The sequence below is a fragment of the Thermosyntropha lipolytica DSM 11003 genome (assembly GCF_900129805.1).
Taxonomy (GTDB): Bacteria; Bacillota; Syntrophomonadia; order Syntrophomonadales; family Syntrophomonadaceae; genus Thermosyntropha; species Thermosyntropha lipolytica.
The window spans coordinates 1-17,204 of sequence record NZ_FQWY01000018.1 but is presented as its reverse complement, the minus strand read 5'-3'; the positions used below and the strand labels follow the sequence as shown (position 1 = coordinate 17,204).

The window sequence follows — 17,204 nt, the reverse complement described above, 5'->3', positions numbered from 1 at the left end:
GAGGTTGATATTATGTTTAGAAGGTTTACCCAGAGGGCTAAGAATGCAGTCATGTATGCTCAGGAAGAAGCTAGAAGCTTAGGACATCCTGCTATTGGTACTGAACATATACTTTTAGGACTGCTCAGGGAAGGAGAAGGGATAGGAGCCAAAGCCCTTACCAGTCTAGGTGTAGATTTGGAAAAAGTAAGACAGGAGATTATAAAGATTATTGGCCAGCGGGGCGGAGCCGAAACTCCGGATGGAGACCTGCCCATAACCCCCAGGGCCAAGAAAGTTTTTAACCTGGCTTTTGATGAAGCCAGACTCCAGGGAGTAAACTATGTAGGGACTGAACATCTGCTCCTGGCTTTGCTCAGGGAAGAAGAAGGGGTAGCCGGACAAGTTCTGGTGGCGATGGGAATAAGGCTGGATGAAGTAAGAGAACAGGTTATGCAGCTTTTAGGCGGAGAAGCCGGGCTTAATGTGGGCAATCCTCCAGTTTATCATGAACCGGTAGTTAACCAGATTAATCCGCAGTCTATAAAGCGCAAGGCGAAAAGCAAAACCCCTACTCTGGATACCTTTGGCCGCGATTTAACCCAGGATGCTCTGGAAGGACGCTTAGATCCCGTTATAGGGCGGGAAAAAGAAATAGAGCGGGTAATACAGATTTTATCCCGGCGCACCAAGAATAATCCTGTTTTAATAGGAGATCCGGGAGTAGGAAAAACGGCTATTGTGGAAGGATTGGCCCAGCGCATTGTGGAGAATAAAGTGCCGGAAATATTAAGCGATAAACGGGTAGTGGCTCTTGACCTGTCAGCTATGATTGCCGGCACCAAGTACCGGGGAGAATTTGAAGATAGGCTCACCAAAATCGTCAATGAAATTAAATCCGCAGGAGATGTGATAGTATTTATTGATGAACTGCATACCATAGTCGGAGCAGGAGCTGCTGAGGGGGCTATTGATGCTGCTAATATATTAAAACCTTCTCTGGCGCGGGGCGAATTCCAGTGTATAGGAGCTACTACTTTGAATGAGTACCGCAAACACATAGAAAAGGATGCTGCTTTAGAGCGCAGGTTCCAGCCGGTACTGGTTGATGAGCCTACGATTGAAGAAAGCATAGAAATACTGAAAGGTTTGCGCGACCGCTATGAAGCCCATCATGGAGTAAAAATAAGTGATGAGGCTATCGAAGCCGCTGTAAAGCTTTCCGCTCGGTACATTACCGACCGCTTTTTGCCGGATAAGGCTATAGACCTTATAGATGAAGGAGCCTCCAAATTGAGATTGGCCAACTATGTGCTGCCTGATGATTTGAAAGAAAAAGAGGCTAAGTTAGAAGAGATCATCAAGGAAAAGGAAGAAGCCATCAATGCCCAGGAATATGAAAAAGCAGCCCAGCTAAGGGATGAAGAGCAGAAACTGAGGGATGAAATTGAAAACCGGCGCAAGGAATGGGTAAATGAGCGTAATAAAGAGTTAAGAACCCTGACCGCTGAAGATGTGGCTAAAATAGTAGCTGACTGGACCGGCATTCCGGTAAATAAGCTGGCCGAAGAAGAAAGTGAAAGACTGGTTAAACTGGAAGAAGTCTTGCATAAGAGGGTTGTAGGCCAGGATGAAGCCGTAAAGGCAGTAGCTCGTGCGGTAAGAAGAGCCAGGGCCGGGCTTAAGAACCCCAAACGTCCCATCGGTTCCTTTATATTCCTGGGGCCTACGGGAGTAGGTAAAACCGAGCTGGCACGGGCTTTAGCCGAAGCTATGTTTGGCAGTGAAGATGCCCTTATTCGGCTTGATATGTCGGAATATATGGAAAAACATGCCGTATCGCGCATGATAGGAGCACCTCCGGGTTATGTGGGGTATGAAGAAGGTGGCCAGCTCACGGAAAAAGTAAGGAGAAAACCTTATTCCGTAGTTTTGCTGGATGAAATAGAAAAGGCCCATCCGGAAGTATTTAATATACTGCTGCAGATCCTGGAGGATGGCCGGCTTACCGACGGCCAGGGAAGAACTGTAGATTTCCGCAATACTATTATAATTATGACTTCTAATGTAGGTGCTGAATCGATACGCAATGCCAAAAAGGTAGGGTTCAGCAAAGACGGAGACGAAAAAGAAAACTACAACAAGATGAAAGAAAGGGTTATGGAACAGCTTAAACAGACCTTTAGGCCGGAATTTTTAAACCGGATTGATGAGATAATAGTATTCCAGAGCCTGTCTGAGGAACAGCTGAAAAATATAATCGATCTGCTCCTTAAAGAAGTTAAAGACCGTTTAGCTGAGAGCGGATATGAATTAGAAGTAACCGAAGGGGCTAAAGAAGTTATAATGAAGGCAGGTTATGATCCGCAGTATGGAGCAAGGCCTTTGAAGCGTGCTATCCAGAGAATGATAGAAGATACGGTAGCCGAAGAAATCCTTAAGAAAACAGTAGTGCCTGGAGATAAAATCCTGGTCGATGCTGAAGAAGGAGAAATAAAGGTAAAGAAAGGCTAACCATATGGAGAAAAAGGGCAGTGGTTAAAAGCTGCCCTTTTTATTGTACCCAGGGAGTGTCTCTTTTGTGTTCCTGTATTATGAAAAGATTAGCCATTGTCTTTTTTTTCTGGTTTTGTGTTTTTGGCCTGGTTTTTTTCTTGATGATAATACTGCACTATAAACTCATCTAGTTTTTGGCTTAACATAAGTATATTTTGTGCACTCATACCCTGACGGTATACTTCATAAAGCATGAGGCGAATTTTTTCTATTTCTTTATCGATACTCATTAAATTACCTCCTTTTTGCCGAGGGAAATAAGGGAATAGCAGTTTATATCCCCAGGATAAGAAATTATGGAATTATTATTTTAAGATTAATATTTACAGGCATATATGTATATTATTAGGAAATAATTTTGTGGTTATTTTAACACTTAACAAGCTAAAAGCAAATACCATAAATGCGCTTATAGAATATAAAAAATAAGTTTACTTTTGTTTTTCTGCATGTTTAATGCTTATGGCTAATAAAAAATATATACTTATGGCCAGTTTAGCCTTGTAGGGTATTTTAATAAGCTGAATGTAGCACTATTTGAGGGAGTGAATATATGCTTGATCTGGCAGGTATTGGGCAAAGGGTTCGGGAAAGCAGGGAAAAGGTAGGCCTTACCAGGCAGGAACTGGCAGAAAGGCTTGAGATTTCTACCTATTATGTTGGGCAGATTGAAAGAGGAGAACGCATGATGAGCCTGTCAGTTTTGGAAGCCCTAGCTTCCTGTCTTCATGTATCACTGGATTATTTAGTATGGGGTAAAGAAAGAATGGATAATTGTTTTTACCAGCTGGCTGAATCCAAGGGATATTATGAAACAGGATCGGATAAGGAACTTTTGGAATTGCTGGATCTTTGTTCTCCGCGTGAGAGAGAATTGATAAAAAAATTAATAAAGGTAGTTCTACCATATTTGCGATAAAACAGGAATTTAAATAGAGGTGGAAGCGAAGAAAGGATGAGAAAGTTTTTTCCTATCCTTCTTCGCAAATTTTTTGTCAAGAAGAGGAATTTTATGCTAAATTAATATTTAAAATTAATAGTTGAAAATGGTATATAGTTAAATATTATACATCGGTTTAAGGGAGAAAATTATGGGGAAAAATGTGATTAAATTTGTATGCGGGGAATGCGGGTATGAGAGCGGCAAATGGCTGGGGCGGTGCCCGGCGTGCAACAGCTGGAATACCCTGCAGGAAGAAAGAATAGATAACAAGCCCCGGATAACAGGGGAGTTAAAAGGCAGGGCGGTTGCTTTAAGCCATATCGAAAATGAAAGGGTAGAAAGGTTCAGCACCGGCATAGGAGAACTGGATCGCGTGCTGGGAGGGGGAATTGTTCCCGGGTCCCTGATCCTGCTGGGAGGAGATCCGGGGATAGGCAAATCGACATTGCTTTTGCAGGTAGCCGACCATATAGCCGGAAAAGGGGAGAAGGTCTTATATTTATCGGGAGAAGAATCTTTTAAGCAGATCAGATTGCGTTCCTTAAGGCTGGGCATTAATAATGAAAACATCTACCTTCTTAATGAGCAGAATATAGATTTTCTCGGTGATTTTGTACAAAAAATAAAACCCAGGCTGGTTATAATTGATTCGATTCAAACTGTCTATTCCGGAAATCTATCTTCCATTCCGGGAAGCGTATCCCAGCTGAAAGAGTGCACAGCCCGCATAACCGAACTGGCGAAAGCAAGTGATATAAGCGTTTTTCTGGTCGGACATGTTACTAAAGAAGGAGCTATAGCCGGGCCAAAAATACTGGAACATATGGTAGATGTTGTCGTCTATTTTGAGGGAGAAAAAAATTTTGCTTTTCGTTTGCTTAGAGGGATAAAAAACCGTTTCGGGGCTACAGATGAACTGGGAATACTGGAGATGACAGGACAGGGATTGCTGGAAGTAAAAGACCCTTCCCAGTATTTTTTAGATACCGAGGCGAAAAATGTGAGCGGAACAGCCGTAGCCGTAAGTTTTGAAGGCAGCCGGCCTTTCCTGATTGAAATGCAGGCTCTGGTAGCTTCTTCTCTGCCTCCTTATGTGCGGAGAATGGCTTTTGGCATTGAACAGAACCGCCTGGCGCTCTTGATAGCGGTTTTGGAAAAGAGGAGAGGGATTCTTTTGACCAACTGCGATGTCTATCTTAAGGTAACCGGCGGTTTGTTTCTGAAGGATCCTGCTGTAGACCTGGCCGTTATAGGGGCTGTATTTTCCAGCTATAAGGATAAGCCTTTGCCTTCAGACATGGTTTTTATAGGAGAAGTAGGGCTTTCCGGGAAGATAAGGCAGGTGCCTTTTATTGATGCCCGGCTTAAGGAAGCGGAGAAAATGGGATATAAAAAGGCGGTTATTCCCGCGGGATTAAGCTTTAAGCCAGGATTTGATCCCCGCATGGAGATAATCCAGGTGGGAATGCTGGATGAATTTATAGAGGTTTTAATGGAAGGATGGGGTTAGATGGAGGATATTTATCATGGAAGATTCAGACAATCACTGCGGCTGTTGGCTCCGGGAAGCCTGTTCCGAATAGGAGTGGAGAATATTCTGCAGGCTAATACCGGCGGGCTTATTGTAGTAGGCAATTCTCCGGAACTTATGAAACTGGTAAGTGGCGGTTTTAATATAGATTGTGAATATACTCCTGCTCGCCTGTATGAACTGGCCAAGATGGATGGAGCTATAATCATGAATAGTGATGCCAGCCGTATCCTGATTGCCAATGCTCAGCTTGATCCTGATCCCAGCCTGCCGTCCCAGGAAACGGGCATAAGGCACCGCACGGCAGAGAGGGTAGCCAAACAAACCGGAGAGCTGGTAGTTGCTATATCCCAAAGGCGTAAAGTAGTAACCCTTTATCAGGGAAATATAATATTCAGGCTGCGGGATATATCTACCCTCCTGGTCAAGGCGAATCAGGCTTTACAGACTTTGGAAAAGTACCGCAATGTTATGTATAAGGAGCTGCAAAGGCTGGGGGGACTGGAGTTTGAAGATGTGGTAACCGTATCAGAAGTATGTGAAGTGCTGCGCCGTATAATAAAAGTTTTACATATAGGAGAGGAAATAGAAAATTATATTGCCGAACTGGGAAGTGAAGGAAGGCTGGTAAAGATGCAGCTGGATGAGATGCTGACCAATATAAGGGAGGAAGCTTTGTATATAATCCAGGATTATAACCGCACACCGGATAAGAGCCCCCAGGAGCTTTTGAATACTATGCTTAGGGCTTTTGAGGAAGATATATCAGATTCCGTGTTTATTGCGCGGATTCTGTCCCTGGGAACTACGGCCAGCCATCTGGAACAGCAGGTATCTCCCCGCGGTTATCGGATGCTGCAAAAGCTTCCCCGCATACCGACAGCCGTTATCGATAATCTGGTGCAGCGTTTTGCCCTTTTAAGCAATATAATGCGTGCCAGCATAGAAGAACTGGATGAAGTAGAAGGAATAGGCGAGGTAAGAGCCCATTCGATAAAGAATGGTCTTAAAAGGATGCAGGAGCAGTTATTCCTGGAATACAAGTATATATAAAATGAAAACAGCCCCCAGAGGAACCCTTGAGGGCTGTTTTTTGCTGCCGTAAAAAATTCTAAGTCAGGTTGAAGATGCCTAAAGTGGTAGCTTTTTTATATTCTTTTATAAAGACATCATAAAGGCTTATATCCAGGGTATTGCATAAAGCGGCAGAGTAGAAGAGCATTTTTCCCATTTCGTTGATTATTATTTCTTCACAATGGGGGCATAGCTGCCCTCTTACATGGCTGTCCAGAAAGTTTTTTAATTCCTTGATCGAATCTATTTCCTGCGGTATTTGCATTTTGGAAGCCTCCACCTTTATGCAGCCGCATTCGGTTACCGCTTTGGCTACGGCCCGGTTTACCCGGCTTACCGATTCGGAAAGCTTACTGGTTATATCTAAGATGCTGCGGTGCCTGATTAAGAGATCACCTACAACATTCTGAAATTCATCACAAATCAAGTCCTTCATAAAAGACTTGCCTCCTTGCAGCTTTGAGTTTAGATAATTATAGCCTTTATTTTCAGGCTTTGTCAATTTAATATGTTGTCATCTTATGTCGGGGATCATTTTATTAAAGGGAAACCAGGTCTACAAATTAATGGAATAATTTACATAAAATCTGGTATAATTATTCGCCTCCCATAGAAAAATATTTATTGGAGGTGAATAATATGCCTGAAAAGTTAGTTTTCGCGAAACCGGCATTGATATTAGCTTTACTGGGGACTGGTTTAGCTATTTATTTAGGGAGGGTTTTTTTTCATCTGGAAGGGATAGCTTTAGCCGGGATAGGGGGGGTGGTTCTGGCGATATCTTTCTGGCTCTTAAACAGCTTTTTTATTTTTTTAGCCCAGGCTATTAAGGGTTTAAATAAGCTTTTGGATAATGCTTCTATTGAAGTGATCCTGGGTGGAGCTGCCGGGCTTATTTTGGGAGGAATAGTGGGGGTTTTAAGCAGTTTCCCCTTTTCGCTTTTTCAAGGGATAGGAAGTTATATTACCCTGTTTATATTTTTGACTAGTGGATATATAGGCTTTAAAGTAGGGAGCCGAAGAGCAGGTGAGGTATTAAAGCTTTTCAGCTATATAAATACCCGGGGAGAAAAGGAAGAAGAGAAGAAAAATTTTTTGAAGATTTTAGATACGAGTGCTATTATTGATGGCAGGATTTATGATGTATGTTTGGCTGGCTTTATTGATGGGATTTTGCTGGTGCCTACTTTTGTCATTGCTGAACTGCAATACATTGCGGACTCTTCGGATACGGTAAGGCGCAACAAAGGGAGAAGGGGGCTGGATCTGCTTGCGAAAATGCAGAAGCATGAGAAGATAAAAATTGATATAATAGAAGCAGAGTTAGATGAAGATAAAGATGTAGACACCAGATTAATAAGGCTTTGTAAAGAGCTTAATGCAGCCATAATAACTAATGATTACAATTTAAATAAGGTAGCTGAACTGCAGGGGATAAAGGTGCTTAATATAAATGAGCTGACTAATGCGGTAAAAGTGATGGTTTATCCAGGAGAAACCATGCACATAACTATTCTGAAAGAAGGCAAGGAAGAAGGACAGGGAGTAGGTTATTTAGAAGATGGGACTATGGTAGTAGTAGAAGATGCCTGGCAGGATATAGGGAATGAACTGGAAGTAGTAGTAACCAGCGTTTTTCAGACGGCAGCTGGCCGCATGATTTTTACCCGCAAGGTGAAAGAGGAAGCCTGCCCGGCAGGAAATGTTTCCTATGTAATAGAGCCTAAAGAGGTGAATGTATATGGCTAGCGGCCTTGAGGTGGTAGTAGCAGCTGCCGGCAGGGGGAGCCGGATGCAGGCGGATATAAATAAACAATATATAATGCTTAAAGGGAAGCCGGTATTATTCTATTCCCTTCATACCCTGGAACAGATGGAGCTGGTTAAGGAGGTAGTGGTAGTAGCCCATCCCGAGGAGATAGAATACTGTCTGGACAATGTAATCGGGAGATATGGCTTTAAAAAAGTAAAAAAGGTGATACCCGGGGGAAAGGAAAGGCAGGATTCAGTAGAACAGGGACTGAAAGCCTTAAGTGGAGATACGGAAATGGTAGCCGTGCACGATGGAGCACGGCCGCTTTTTGAACCGAAAATGCTGGAGGATTTATACCGGGAAGCTCTAATATGGGGAGGAGCTGTTCCCGGGGTAAAAGTTAAGGATACGGTTAAAAAGATAGATGAAAAAGGCCTGGTGCTTGCTACTCTGAAAAGGGAAGAACTGGTGGCGGTGCAGACTCCGCAGGTGTTCAGGTATAATGAACTCCTTTACGCCTATGCCCGTGCCCGGGAAGAAGGATTTTATGGGACCGATGATGCTTCCCTTTATGAACGTTATGTAGGCAGAGTAAAAGTGGTAGCTGGTGATGAGCGGAATATAAAGATAACGATCCCGGAGGATATGATAGTGGCGGAAAGACTTATGGAAGGCAATAACCATAATTTTTTTATGCCTGTGCGCGTGGGAACGGGGTATGATGTGCACCGTCTGGTAGAGGGAAGAAAGCTGATATTAGGCGGGGTAGAAATACCTCATACCCGGGGACTTTTGGGACATTCTGATGCTGATGTACTGATACATGCGGTTTGTGATGCCCTTTTGGGAGGGGCAGCCTTGGGAGATATAGGGAAACATTTTCCTGACCATGATGAAAGATATAAAGGGATAAGCAGTCTGGTATTGCTTAAAGAAGTGGCAAAAAAGATTGAAAAGGCAGGTTTTAAAGTTGTAAACATAGATAGTACGGTAGTTGCCGAGGAGCCCAGGCTTGCTCCTTATATAGACCTTATGCGCCGCAATATAGCCCAGGCTCTGGAGATTGATTGGTCAAGGATAAGTGTTAAAGCGACTACTACCGAAGGATTAGGTTTTGAAGGAGAGAAAAGAGGTATTTCGGCTCAGGCGGTAGCTTTATTAACAGGTGGTTTTTAATATAATTATTTTGCTCCTCGCGGGGAAAAATTAAAGAAAGCTGGCCATGATTAAAAAGTCTTTAGCTTTAAGTTAATTGTTTTAATGTTTAAAAGGGAGGGACTATAAGATGAAAAAGGTAAAAGTGAGATTTGCCCCGAGCCCGACCGGGCCTTTGCATATAGGAGGAGCCCGTTCAGCTCTTTTTAACTATCTGTTTGCTAAGCGTTACGATGGGGAAATGGTTTTACGCATAGAAGATACCGATTTGGAGCGTTCCCGTCCGGAATATGAGAAGGAAATTATAGATTCTCTGCGCTGGCTGGGCATAAGCTGGACCGAAGGGGTAGATATAGGTGGAGATAATGGTCCTTACCGGCAGACAGAAAGGATTTCGGTATACAGGGAATATGTGGAGAAGCTTTTGGCTTCGGGACAGGCTTATGAATGTTTCTGCAGTGAGGAAGAATTGGAAAAAGAACGGGAGGAGCTTCTGGCTAAAGGAGAGATGGTGAGGTATTCCGGCAAATGTCGCTATCTTACCCCGGAAGAAAGAGAGGAAAAGTTAAAACAGGGTATTAAGCCGGCTATAAGGTTTAAGGTGCCGGATAATAAGGTATATGTAGTTAATGATCTGGTAAGGGGAAAGGTAGCCTTTGAAACAGGCAATATAGGAGATTTTATAATTATGAAGTCAGACGGCATACCTACTTATAACTTTGCCGTGGTAGTTGATGATGCTTTAATGGGTATAACCCATGTCATAAGAGCAGAGGAACATTTATCTAACACTCCCAGGCAGCTTATGCTTTATGAAGCTTTGAACTTTAAAGTGCCGGAGTTTGCCCATATTTCTCTTATTCTGGGCAGTGATCGGCAAAAAATGAGCAAAAGGCATGGGGCTACTTCTCTTATCCAATACCGGGAAAAAGGTTATTTGCCGGAAGCTATGTATAATTTTCTGGCTCTTTTAGGATGGTCGCCGGAAGGGGAAGAGGAAATACTTACTCCGGAACAGATAAACAAGAGTTTTTCTCTGGACAGGGTATCTAAAAGCCCGGCAGTTTTTGATCTAGATAAACTTAATCATATAAACCAGCAGCATATAAAGATGTTAAGTTTAGATAGGCTTAAAGAGCTTTTGCGTCCTTATCTGGAAGCTTCGCCTTATGGAGAAAAGATTGCTTCCTTAGGTCCCGAAAAATATGAGCTTCTGGTTATGGCTCTGCGCGATTATCTGGTATGTTTAAGTGATATAGTCGAACATGCCCGGATTATACTGGAAGATATAGAATATGAAGATGAAGCTCTTCAGGTTTTAAAAGGGGAACACATAAAAGACCTTTTACTCCAGTTTATAGATGAATATCCCCCGGTAGATGGAGTAGAAGAAATAAAACAGTATATGAAAAGCCTGGTTAAAAAGACTAAACTGAAACCGAAAGATGTTTTTATGCCTATAAGATGTGCCCTGTCAGGGAAAACCCATGGACCAGATCTGCCTTATCTTATAAGCATATGGGGGAGAGAAGAGGTGCAAAGGAGAGTAAGGAAGACTTTGGAGATTATAGATAGAAAATAGGATTAATTTTTGATTGACATAAAACTATTCTCTTGCTTATAATCTAGATACAATAAATATTACGAAATGCAAAGAACGGGAAGAGTAGGCAGCGATCGCTGACAGAGAGGAAAGGTCACCGGCTGAGAGCCTTTCTAAGTAAGAAGCTGTCCGAAGTGCGCCCGGGAGCAGGTATGCCGAAACAGGAGTAGGTATACCCGGTTTAAACCGTTATATTTACCACGAGGGAGATGTCTTTCCTTAGGACATCTAACAAGAGTGGAACCGCGGAAAGCCGTATAAGGCCTTTCGTCTCTTGCGAGATGAAAGGCCTTTTTATTTAAGATACAAAGGGGTGATGGCTGATGGGGTGTAGCTGTTTAGGAGATGGTTGCTGCTGAAAAAAATTACCGGGAGTGAGGAATATGTTTAAAATATTTAAAATGCTGCAAGAAGAGATACAGGTAGTTTTTGATCGAGATCCCGCAGTTAAAAGCGTATGGGAGGTAATCTTCTGCTATCCTGGTTTTCATGCGATTATAAGCCATCGCATAGCCCATTTTTTCTACCAGAAAAAGCTTTACTTTATCGCCCGTTTAATATCACATATAAGCCGCTTCTTTACCGGTATTGAAATCCACCCCGGAGCTAAAATCGGCAAGAGGTTTTTCATCGATCATGGAAGCGGGGTAGTTATCGGGGAAACGGCGGAAATAGGCGATGATGTAACTATATATCAGGGAGTTACGCTGGGAGGGACCGGCAAAGAGAAAGGAAAAAGACATCCGACTATTGGCAATAATGTGGTTATAAGTGCTGGTGCCAAGGTTTTAGGTTCTTTTACGGTAGGGGATAATGTTAAAATAGGTGCAGGATCAGTAGTTTTAAAATCAGTACCTCCTAACTGCACGGTGGTAGGGGTACCGGGCAGGATAGTGATAAGGGATGGAGCTAAGGTAGAAAACAGCCGTATAGAGGTAGACCTTGAACATCATATGCTTCCTGACCCTCTCGAAGAAACCTTGATTGCCATGCAGGAGAGAATAGCAGAATTAGAGAGAAGATTAGCCAAGTATGAAGAGGAGGCTTTAGTAAATGCAGGTATACAACACGCAAAGCCGCAAAAAGGAAGAACTGATTCCGCTAGATCCGCCTAATATAAGGATGTATGTGTGCGGGCCCACTACTTATAATTTTATCCATCTGGGTAATGCCCGCCCTTTGGTTTTTTTTGATACGGTAAGGCGTTATCTGGAGTACAGGGGGTATAAAGTAAAATATGTCCAGAACTTTACGGATGTAGATGATAAGATAATCAACCGGGCCTTAAAAGAGGGAGAAGAACCGTTAAAGCTTGCTTCCCGCTATATCGAAGAATATTTTAAAGATGCTGATGCTCTAGGGGTAAGAAGGGCGGATGTACATCCCCGGGTAAGTGAACACATAGATGATATTATAAAAGCTATTACCGGGCTTATAGCCAAAGGATATGCTTATGTGGTGGATGGAGATGTCTATTACCGGGTAGAGGCTTTTCCCGGCTATGGGAAGCTTTCCGGCAGAACTCAGGAAGAAATGATGGCCGGGGCCCGGGTAGAAATAGATGAGAGAAAAGAAAATCCAGCTGATTTTGCGCTCTGGAAGAAGGCGAAACCAGGTGAGCCTTACTGGGAAAGCCCCTGGGGAAAGGGACGCCCGGGGTGGCATATTGAATGTTCGGTAATGGCAGTTAAATATTTAGGGGAAACCCTGGATATTCATGGGGGAGGCAATGACCTCATATTTCCCCACCATGAAAATGAACTAGCTCAGGCGGAGGCTTTAACAGGTAAACCTTTTGTGCGCTACTGGATGCATAATGGTTTTATTACGGTAAATAATGAAAAGATGTCTAAATCCCTGGGGAATTTTTTCCTTCTGCGGGATATACTTGCCAAATTTCCGCCTGATGTAGTGCGTTTTTATCTTTTAAGCGTTCACTACCGCAGTCCCCTGGATTTTGATGATGGTAAGCTGACAGAAGCGGGCAAGGCTCTGGGGCGTCTTAAAAACACGCGCCTTTTAGCCTGCGAGTTTATAGAGGGAGGAAGGGAACTAGAGAAGGGCCTGGCTCAAGATGCTTTTATAGAAGAAGTAAAAAGAGAAAAGGCTGAATTTATTGCCGCTATGGATGATGATTTTAATACTGCCCAGGCGTTAGGACACCTTTTTAATATATCCCGTTTGCTGAACAGTTATATGGCAGAAGCGGATAAACATGATGAGCTGGCTAGAGCCCGGGTAAGGGAAGCTCTGCACATCTTTGAAGAACTGGGCAATATATTAGGTATTTTTATGGAATATAAGGAAGAAAAAGAAGATTTATGGCTGGATTTAGCCGGGATAATGCTGGATGTGCGCCAAATGCTCAGGGAAGAGAAAAATTTTGTGCTGGCTGACCAGATAAGAAACTGCCTTTATGAATTAGGAATAGTAATCGAAGATACTCCGGAAAAGAGCAGGATAAAGGCGGAAAATGCGCCTCCTGTGGAAAAGGTTATGGAAAAGGTCATTTTTATACGCTCTGAGCTCAGGAAGAATAAAGATTATGCCAGGGCAGATTATATAAGAGACCGGTTAAAAGAGAAGAATATTCTTATAGAAGATACCAGGGAAGGGGCAAGGTGGCGGTTTGCACAAATATAAAAATATTGACGAAAACCTTTTGCGGGAATATTCTCCGGTAGTTCTCGCTTATATAGGGGATGCGGTTTTTGAGCTTATGGTAAGGACGCATGTGGTGGCAGAAGGTAACCGCCGGGTAAAAGACATCCATCATGCTACGGTAGAGAGGGTAAAAGCAGAAAGTCAGGCCCGGGTTATAAGAAAGATTTGGCCTGAGCTTACTGAAGAGGAAAAAGATATAGTTATGCGGGGGAGAAATGCCAAAACTACTCCCCCGAAAAATGCTGATCCCGGAGATTATAAGATGAGTACAGGCTTTGAGGCTCTTTTGGGCTATCTCTATCTTAAAGGTGCTGAGGAAAGGCTTTATTACCTGGTGCAAAGAGCTCTGGATGAAGATTAGTTTGGGCTTATTTAAAGGGAGGATATTTATATGATAAAAATAAAGCCACAGGTTTTAGTTCCAGGTGAGGAACTTAGAAAGGGGAAAATGCTTTTTATCGAAAGGTGTGCTCGTATATGTTATAAATCAGAAGACAGCATAAAAGAAGAAATTAATGTGGATTTCCTTAAAAACTTGCTTAGCCGGGGGCATGAATCGGTTATCGAACATGAAAAGGTTAGTGTTATGTTTATAGTAGATAGAGGCATAAGCCATGAAATAGTAAGACACCGCATAGGAAGTTACAGCCAGGAATCTACCCGCTACTGCAATTATGCTAAAGATAAATTCGGCCGGGAAATAACTGTTATCGAACCTTATTTTTTAAGCGGGGAAGCCTATGCGGAATGGGAAAAAGCCTGCCTGCAGGCGGAAAAGAGCTATTTTAATCTGCTTTCTAAAGGCTGCTCTCCTCAGGAGGCGAGGAGTGTTTTGCCTACCTGTTTGAAGACAGAAATAGCAGTAACTTATAACCTCAGGGAATGGCGACATTTTTTCCGCCTGCGCTGTGATAAAGCAGCCCATCCCCAGATGCGGCAGGTAGCTATTCCTCTGTTGCTCCTTTTTCGGGAAAAAATTCCGGTATTGTTTGATGATATAGAGTATGATAGACAGTTTCCGGAAGAACATTATGCTCAGGTAGTGATTACCGATTACTTTTTCCGGCCGTATCAAGGGTAGGAGGATAGGATGAAAGAAACGGTTGCCGGCATAAATGGGGTTACCGAAATGCTTAAGGCTAAAAGGCGCAAGATATACCGGATTTTTATCCAGGAGGGGAAAAAGGGGAGCAAAGTCGATGAGTTGGTAAAACTGGCGACGGGATGTCAGATTCCTGTGCAGAGAATGGATAAAAAGGATATGGACAGGATGTATCCGGCCAAAAACCATCAGGGAGTAGTGGCGGAAGTTGAACCTTATAAATACAGCAGCCTGGAAGAGGTATTAGAGTATGCAAGGGGGAAAGGGGAAGAGCCTTTTTTAGTTCTGCTAGATGGGATTGAAGATCCCCAGAATATGGGGGCTATAGTGAGAACTGCTTTATGTGCAGGGGTACATGGAGTGGTGATACCTAAACATCATGCGGTTGAAGTTACAGATGCCGTAGTCAGGGCTTCAGCTGGAGCTGTGGAATATATGCATATAATAAAAACTACCAACCTAGTAGGATTTATCAAGGAATTGAAAGCATGCGGCTTTTGGATAATAGGGGCTGATGCGGAAGGAAAAGAGGATTACTTTGCCTTGAGCTTTCCTTCGCCGGTGGCGGTGGTAGTAGGAAGTGAAGGAGACGGGATGAGAAGGCTGGTAAAGGAAAATTGCGACTTTTTGGTAAAAATTCCTATGCAAGGAGAGATAAATTCGCTTAATGCCTCGGTGGCGGCAGCGCTTATTATTTATGAGGTAGTAAGGCAGAGATGGACGAAAAAGGATGAATTAGTTAATGGCGAAAAATAGCCTTATATGCCCAGGCAGATGAAAAAACTTAGGATAAATGGAAAAAATGCGACGTAAAGATGTATTAATATACATGTAAAATAAGCTTTATCAGGCTGGAAATATTGATTATGGGTATAGGCGGAGGAAAAAGGTTCTTTGGTAGAGGATATTTTGTCGAAAAAGGAGGTTAAGGCCTAACATTTGTTTTCTTGACGGAGGCTGATAGTAATAGATATAATTACAATATGCTAAAAGGGGGAAAGACACTTTTTTAATAAATACATAGCTATTGGGGGCGATTGAATGTCCAGTTCTATCGCTGAACAGGAAGCTTATCTGGCATATTTAGAGCTAGAGGATGAAGAAATAGTAGAATTGGCACAACAGGGGGATCAGGGGGCCGTAAATTTTTTGGTAGACAAGTATAAAAATTTTGTAAGGGCTAAAGCCAAGTCGTATTTCCTGATAGGTGCAGACAAGGAAGACATTATCCAAGAAGGAATGATAGGCCTTTTTAAGGCGATAAGGGATTATAAGCAGGACAAGCTTACATCGTTTAGAGCATTTGCTGAGCTGTGTATTACCAGGCAGATAATAACTGCTATAAAAACAGCTACCCGGCAGAAGCATATTCCCCTCAATTCTTATGTCTCCTTAAATAAGCCTATTTATGATGAGGAGTCAGACCGTACGCTTCTGGATGTAATCTCCACTGCGGCAGTAGCCAATCCCGAAGAGATTGTGATAAGCCAGGAAGAGTTTATATTCATAGAGAAAAAGATGGGAGAGATTTTAAGCTCTCTGGAATGGAAGGTTTTGATGGCTTATCTGGAAGGGAAGTCTTATCAGGAAATTGCCGAAGAGCTGCAGCGGCATGTCAAATCTATAGATAATGCTTTGCAGAGGGTAAAGCGTAAGCTGGAAAAGTACCTGGAAGAAAGGCGCAATGAATAGGATAGATTTTCCGCAAAAATATCCCTTGACATTATGATACATAGGGTATACAATATTACTTGCTGAGCCGAGCTAGCTCAATGGTAGAGCAGCTGACTTGTAATCAGCAGGTTGCGGGTTCGAGTCCTGTGCTCGGCTCCATTTTAGAGTGAAAAATTTTATGTGGAGGGATACCCAAGCGGCCAAAGGGGGCAGACTGTAAATCTGTTGGCTCAGCCTTCGAAGGTTCGAATCCTTCTCCCTCCACCATTTGCGACGCGGGATGGAGCAGTTGGTAGCTCGTCGGGCTCATAACCCGAAGGTTGCAGGTTCAAATCCTGCTCCCGCAACCATGAATATTAAGCCCATATAGCTCAGTCGGCAGAGCGCATCCTTGGTAAGGATGAGGTCACCGGTTCAAGTCCGGTTATGGGCTCCATTATATAAAGGGCGGCGTAGCTCAGCTGGCTAGAGCATACGGTTCATACCCGTAGGGTCAGGGGTTCGAATCCCTTCGCCGCTACCATAGATGATAACAAGGAGTGGGATTTTTTCTCACTTCTTTTATTTTATAAACAAATTGGTTAAAATATAAAATGGCAGTAAAAAATAACCGATAAAAGCAATGTGAAAGGGGAAAGGTGAGAACGAGATGGCAAAGGCAAAATTTGAGAGGACCAAGCCGCATGTTAACATTGGTACCATAGGGCACGTAGACCATGGCAAGACTACTTTAACTGCAGCCATAACCTATGTATTGTCCAAAGCTGGGAAGGCTCAGGCTACATCTTATGATGAAATCGACAAGGCGCCAGAAGAAAGAGAAAGAGGAATAACCATCAATACGGCACACGTAGAATATGAGACAGACAACCGGCACTATGCACACGTAGACTGTCCGGGACATGCTGACTATGTAAAGAACATGATAACTGGAGCTGCGCAGATGGACGGAGCCATACTGGTAGTAAGTGCCGCTGATGGTCCGATGCCGCAGACGAGAGAGCACATACTCCTGTCCCGTCAGGTAGGAGTACCGTATATAGTAGTATTTTTGAACAAGATAGACATGGTAGATGACGAAGAGCTTTTAGAGCTGGTAGAGATGGAAGTAAGAGAGCTGCTTAACGAATATGAATTTCCGGGAGACGATGTACCTGTAATCAGGGGATC

The 17,204-nt window shown here is 43.1% G+C and carries 16 protein-coding genes, 5 tRNA genes and 1 other annotated feature; of the genes, 19 read left to right on the top strand and 2 right to left on the bottom strand.

Annotated elements, in window-relative coordinates:
- Positions 1 to 12 precede the first annotated feature (12 nt).
- Positions 13 to 2,493: an ATP-dependent Clp protease ATP-binding subunit gene (locus BUB92_RS06370; protein ID WP_073091739.1), complete on the top strand. Its 2,481-nt coding sequence runs from the start codon at positions 13 to 15 to the stop codon at positions 2,491 to 2,493.
- Between the two features lie 89 nt (positions 2,494 to 2,582).
- Here BUB92_RS06370 and BUB92_RS06365 read toward each other — a convergent pair whose 3' ends face one another.
- A complete protein-coding gene (locus BUB92_RS06365; protein WP_073091736.1) occupies positions 2,583 to 2,765 on the bottom strand; it encodes an aspartyl-phosphate phosphatase Spo0E family protein in 183 nt (60 codons plus the stop codon).
- Between the two features lie 323 nt (positions 2,766 to 3,088).
- On the opposite strand from BUB92_RS06365, the gene BUB92_RS06360 reads away from it, so the two are divergent.
- From BUB92_RS06360 to disA, 3 genes are all read left to right on the top strand, one after another.
- Complete coding sequence (locus BUB92_RS06360; RefSeq protein WP_073091732.1) at positions 3,089 to 3,454, top strand: helix-turn-helix domain-containing protein; 366 nt, start codon at positions 3,089 to 3,091, stop codon at positions 3,452 to 3,454.
- Between the two features lie 172 nt (positions 3,455 to 3,626).
- On the top strand, positions 3,627 to 4,988 hold the full coding sequence (gene radA / locus BUB92_RS06355; protein ID WP_073091729.1) for a DNA repair protein RadA: 1,362 nt from the start codon (positions 3,627 to 3,629) through the stop codon (positions 4,986 to 4,988).
- Positions 4,989 to 6,062: a DNA integrity scanning diadenylate cyclase DisA gene (disA, locus tag BUB92_RS06350; RefSeq protein ID WP_073091726.1), complete on the top strand. Its 1,074-nt coding sequence runs from the start codon at positions 4,989 to 4,991 to the stop codon at positions 6,060 to 6,062.
- Positions 6,063 to 6,120: 58 nt separating this feature from the next.
- Here disA and BUB92_RS06345 read toward each other — a convergent pair whose 3' ends face one another.
- Positions 6,121 to 6,519, bottom strand: a complete 399-nt coding sequence (locus BUB92_RS06345) for a nucleoside triphosphate pyrophosphohydrolase family protein (protein WP_073091723.1) — start codon at positions 6,517 to 6,519, stop codon at positions 6,121 to 6,123.
- Positions 6,520 to 6,722: 203 nt separating this feature from the next.
- On the opposite strand from BUB92_RS06345, the gene BUB92_RS06340 reads away from it, so the two are divergent.
- The 15 genes from BUB92_RS06340 to BUB92_RS06270 form a co-directional block, all read left to right on the top strand.
- Positions 6,723 to 7,832 carry a PIN/TRAM domain-containing protein gene (locus tag BUB92_RS06340; protein ID WP_073091721.1) on the top strand — a complete coding sequence of 370 codons (1,110 nt, stop codon included), beginning with the start codon at positions 6,723 to 6,725 and terminating at the stop codon, positions 7,830 to 7,832.
- Entirely contained in the window at positions 7,825 to 9,012 is a 1,188-nt protein-coding gene (locus BUB92_RS06335) for a bifunctional 2-C-methyl-D-erythritol 4-phosphate cytidylyltransferase/2-C-methyl-D-erythritol 2,4-cyclodiphosphate synthase (RefSeq protein WP_073091719.1), read from the top strand. Before BUB92_RS06340 ends, BUB92_RS06335 begins: the two co-directional genes overlap by 8 nt.
- Positions 9,013 to 9,121: 109 nt before the next feature.
- Positions 9,122 to 10,573 carry a glutamate--tRNA ligase gene (gltX, locus tag BUB92_RS06330; RefSeq protein ID WP_073091716.1) on the top strand — a complete coding sequence of 484 codons (1,452 nt, stop codon included), beginning with the start codon at positions 9,122 to 9,124 and terminating at the stop codon, positions 10,571 to 10,573.
- A 62-nt stretch (positions 10,574 to 10,635) separates the two neighbouring features.
- Positions 10,636 to 10,872 (top strand) — a binding site (T-box leader).
- A gap of 114 nt (positions 10,873 to 10,986) precedes the next feature.
- Complete coding sequence (gene cysE / locus BUB92_RS06325; protein WP_143156883.1) at positions 10,987 to 11,709, top strand: serine O-acetyltransferase; 723 nt, start codon at positions 10,987 to 10,989, stop codon at positions 11,707 to 11,709.
- A complete protein-coding gene (cysS, locus tag BUB92_RS06320; RefSeq protein WP_073091711.1) occupies positions 11,648 to 13,237 on the top strand; it encodes a cysteine--tRNA ligase in 1,590 nt (529 codons plus the stop codon). The genes cysE and cysS overlap by 62 nt, the downstream gene beginning before the upstream one ends.
- Positions 13,224 to 13,619, top strand: coding sequence for a Mini-ribonuclease 3 (locus tag BUB92_RS06315; RefSeq protein WP_073091709.1), 396 nt, complete (start codon positions 13,224 to 13,226; stop codon positions 13,617 to 13,619). The genes cysS and BUB92_RS06315 overlap by 14 nt, the downstream gene beginning before the upstream one ends.
- Before the next feature lie 30 nt (positions 13,620 to 13,649).
- Positions 13,650 to 14,339, top strand: coding sequence for an FAD-dependent thymidylate synthase (gene thyX, locus BUB92_RS06310; protein ID WP_073091707.1), 690 nt, complete (start codon positions 13,650 to 13,652; stop codon positions 14,337 to 14,339).
- Between the two features lie 9 nt (positions 14,340 to 14,348).
- Positions 14,349 to 15,116 carry a 23S rRNA (guanosine(2251)-2'-O)-methyltransferase RlmB gene (gene rlmB / locus BUB92_RS06305; RefSeq protein ID WP_073091704.1) on the top strand — a complete coding sequence of 256 codons (768 nt, stop codon included), beginning with the start codon at positions 14,349 to 14,351 and terminating at the stop codon, positions 15,114 to 15,116.
- A 285-nt stretch (positions 15,117 to 15,401) separates the two neighbouring features.
- The gene (gene sigH / locus BUB92_RS06300; protein ID WP_073091702.1) at positions 15,402 to 16,052 is read left to right on the top strand and encodes an RNA polymerase sporulation sigma factor SigH; all 651 of its coding nucleotides are present in this window, start codon (positions 15,402 to 15,404) and stop codon (positions 16,050 to 16,052) included.
- Between the two features lie 66 nt (positions 16,053 to 16,118).
- Positions 16,119 to 16,193, top strand: a tRNA-Thr gene (locus tag BUB92_RS06295).
- Positions 16,194 to 16,216: 23 nt separating this feature from the next.
- Positions 16,217 to 16,301: transfer RNA gene (locus BUB92_RS06290), tRNA-Tyr, on the top strand.
- Positions 16,302 to 16,308: 7 nt separating this feature from the next.
- Positions 16,309 to 16,384: transfer RNA gene (locus tag BUB92_RS06285), tRNA-Met, on the top strand.
- A gap of 10 nt (positions 16,385 to 16,394) precedes the next feature.
- Positions 16,395 to 16,470: transfer RNA gene (locus BUB92_RS06280), tRNA-Thr, on the top strand.
- A 10-nt stretch (positions 16,471 to 16,480) separates the two neighbouring features.
- Positions 16,481 to 16,557, top strand: a tRNA-Met gene (locus BUB92_RS06275).
- Between the two features lie 126 nt (positions 16,558 to 16,683).
- On the top strand, positions 16,684 to 17,204 hold a 521-nt coding region (locus BUB92_RS06270; protein WP_143156881.1), incomplete at its 3' end, for a GTP-binding protein.

What these genes read in the sequence shown, in the direction of transcription:
- thyX (WP_073091707.1), top strand. Translation starts at nt 13,650, where the DNA reads ATGATAAAAATAAAGCCACAGGTTTTAGTTCCAGGTGAGGAACTTAGA.
- BUB92_RS06370 (WP_073091739.1), top strand. Translation starts at nt 13, where the DNA reads ATGTTTAGAAGGTTTACCCAGAGGGCTAAGAATGCAGTCATGTATGCT.
- BUB92_RS06335 (WP_073091719.1), top strand. Translation starts at nt 7,825, where the DNA reads ATGGCTAGCGGCCTTGAGGTGGTAGTAGCAGCTGCCGGCAGGGGGAGC.
- BUB92_RS06345 (WP_073091723.1), bottom strand. Translation starts at nt 6,519, where the DNA reads ATGAAGGACTTGATTTGTGATGAATTTCAGAATGTTGTAGGTGATCTC.
- BUB92_RS06340 (WP_073091721.1), top strand. Translation starts at nt 6,723, where the DNA reads ATGCCTGAAAAGTTAGTTTTCGCGAAACCGGCATTGATATTAGCTTTA.
- BUB92_RS06365 (WP_073091736.1), bottom strand. Translation starts at nt 2,765, where the DNA reads ATGAGTATCGATAAAGAAATAGAAAAAATTCGCCTCATGCTTTATGAA.
- rlmB (WP_073091704.1), top strand. Translation starts at nt 14,349, where the DNA reads ATGAAAGAAACGGTTGCCGGCATAAATGGGGTTACCGAAATGCTTAAG.
- BUB92_RS06360 (WP_073091732.1), top strand. Translation starts at nt 3,089, where the DNA reads ATGCTTGATCTGGCAGGTATTGGGCAAAGGGTTCGGGAAAGCAGGGAA.
- disA (WP_073091726.1), top strand. Translation starts at nt 4,989, where the DNA reads ATGGAGGATATTTATCATGGAAGATTCAGACAATCACTGCGGCTGTTG.
- gltX (WP_073091716.1), top strand. Translation starts at nt 9,122, where the DNA reads ATGAAAAAGGTAAAAGTGAGATTTGCCCCGAGCCCGACCGGGCCTTTG.
- cysS (WP_073091711.1), top strand. Translation starts at nt 11,648, where the DNA reads ATGCAGGTATACAACACGCAAAGCCGCAAAAAGGAAGAACTGATTCCG.
- radA (WP_073091729.1), top strand. Translation starts at nt 3,627, where the DNA reads ATGGGGAAAAATGTGATTAAATTTGTATGCGGGGAATGCGGGTATGAG.
- sigH (WP_073091702.1), top strand. Translation starts at nt 15,402, where the DNA reads ATGTCCAGTTCTATCGCTGAACAGGAAGCTTATCTGGCATATTTAGAG.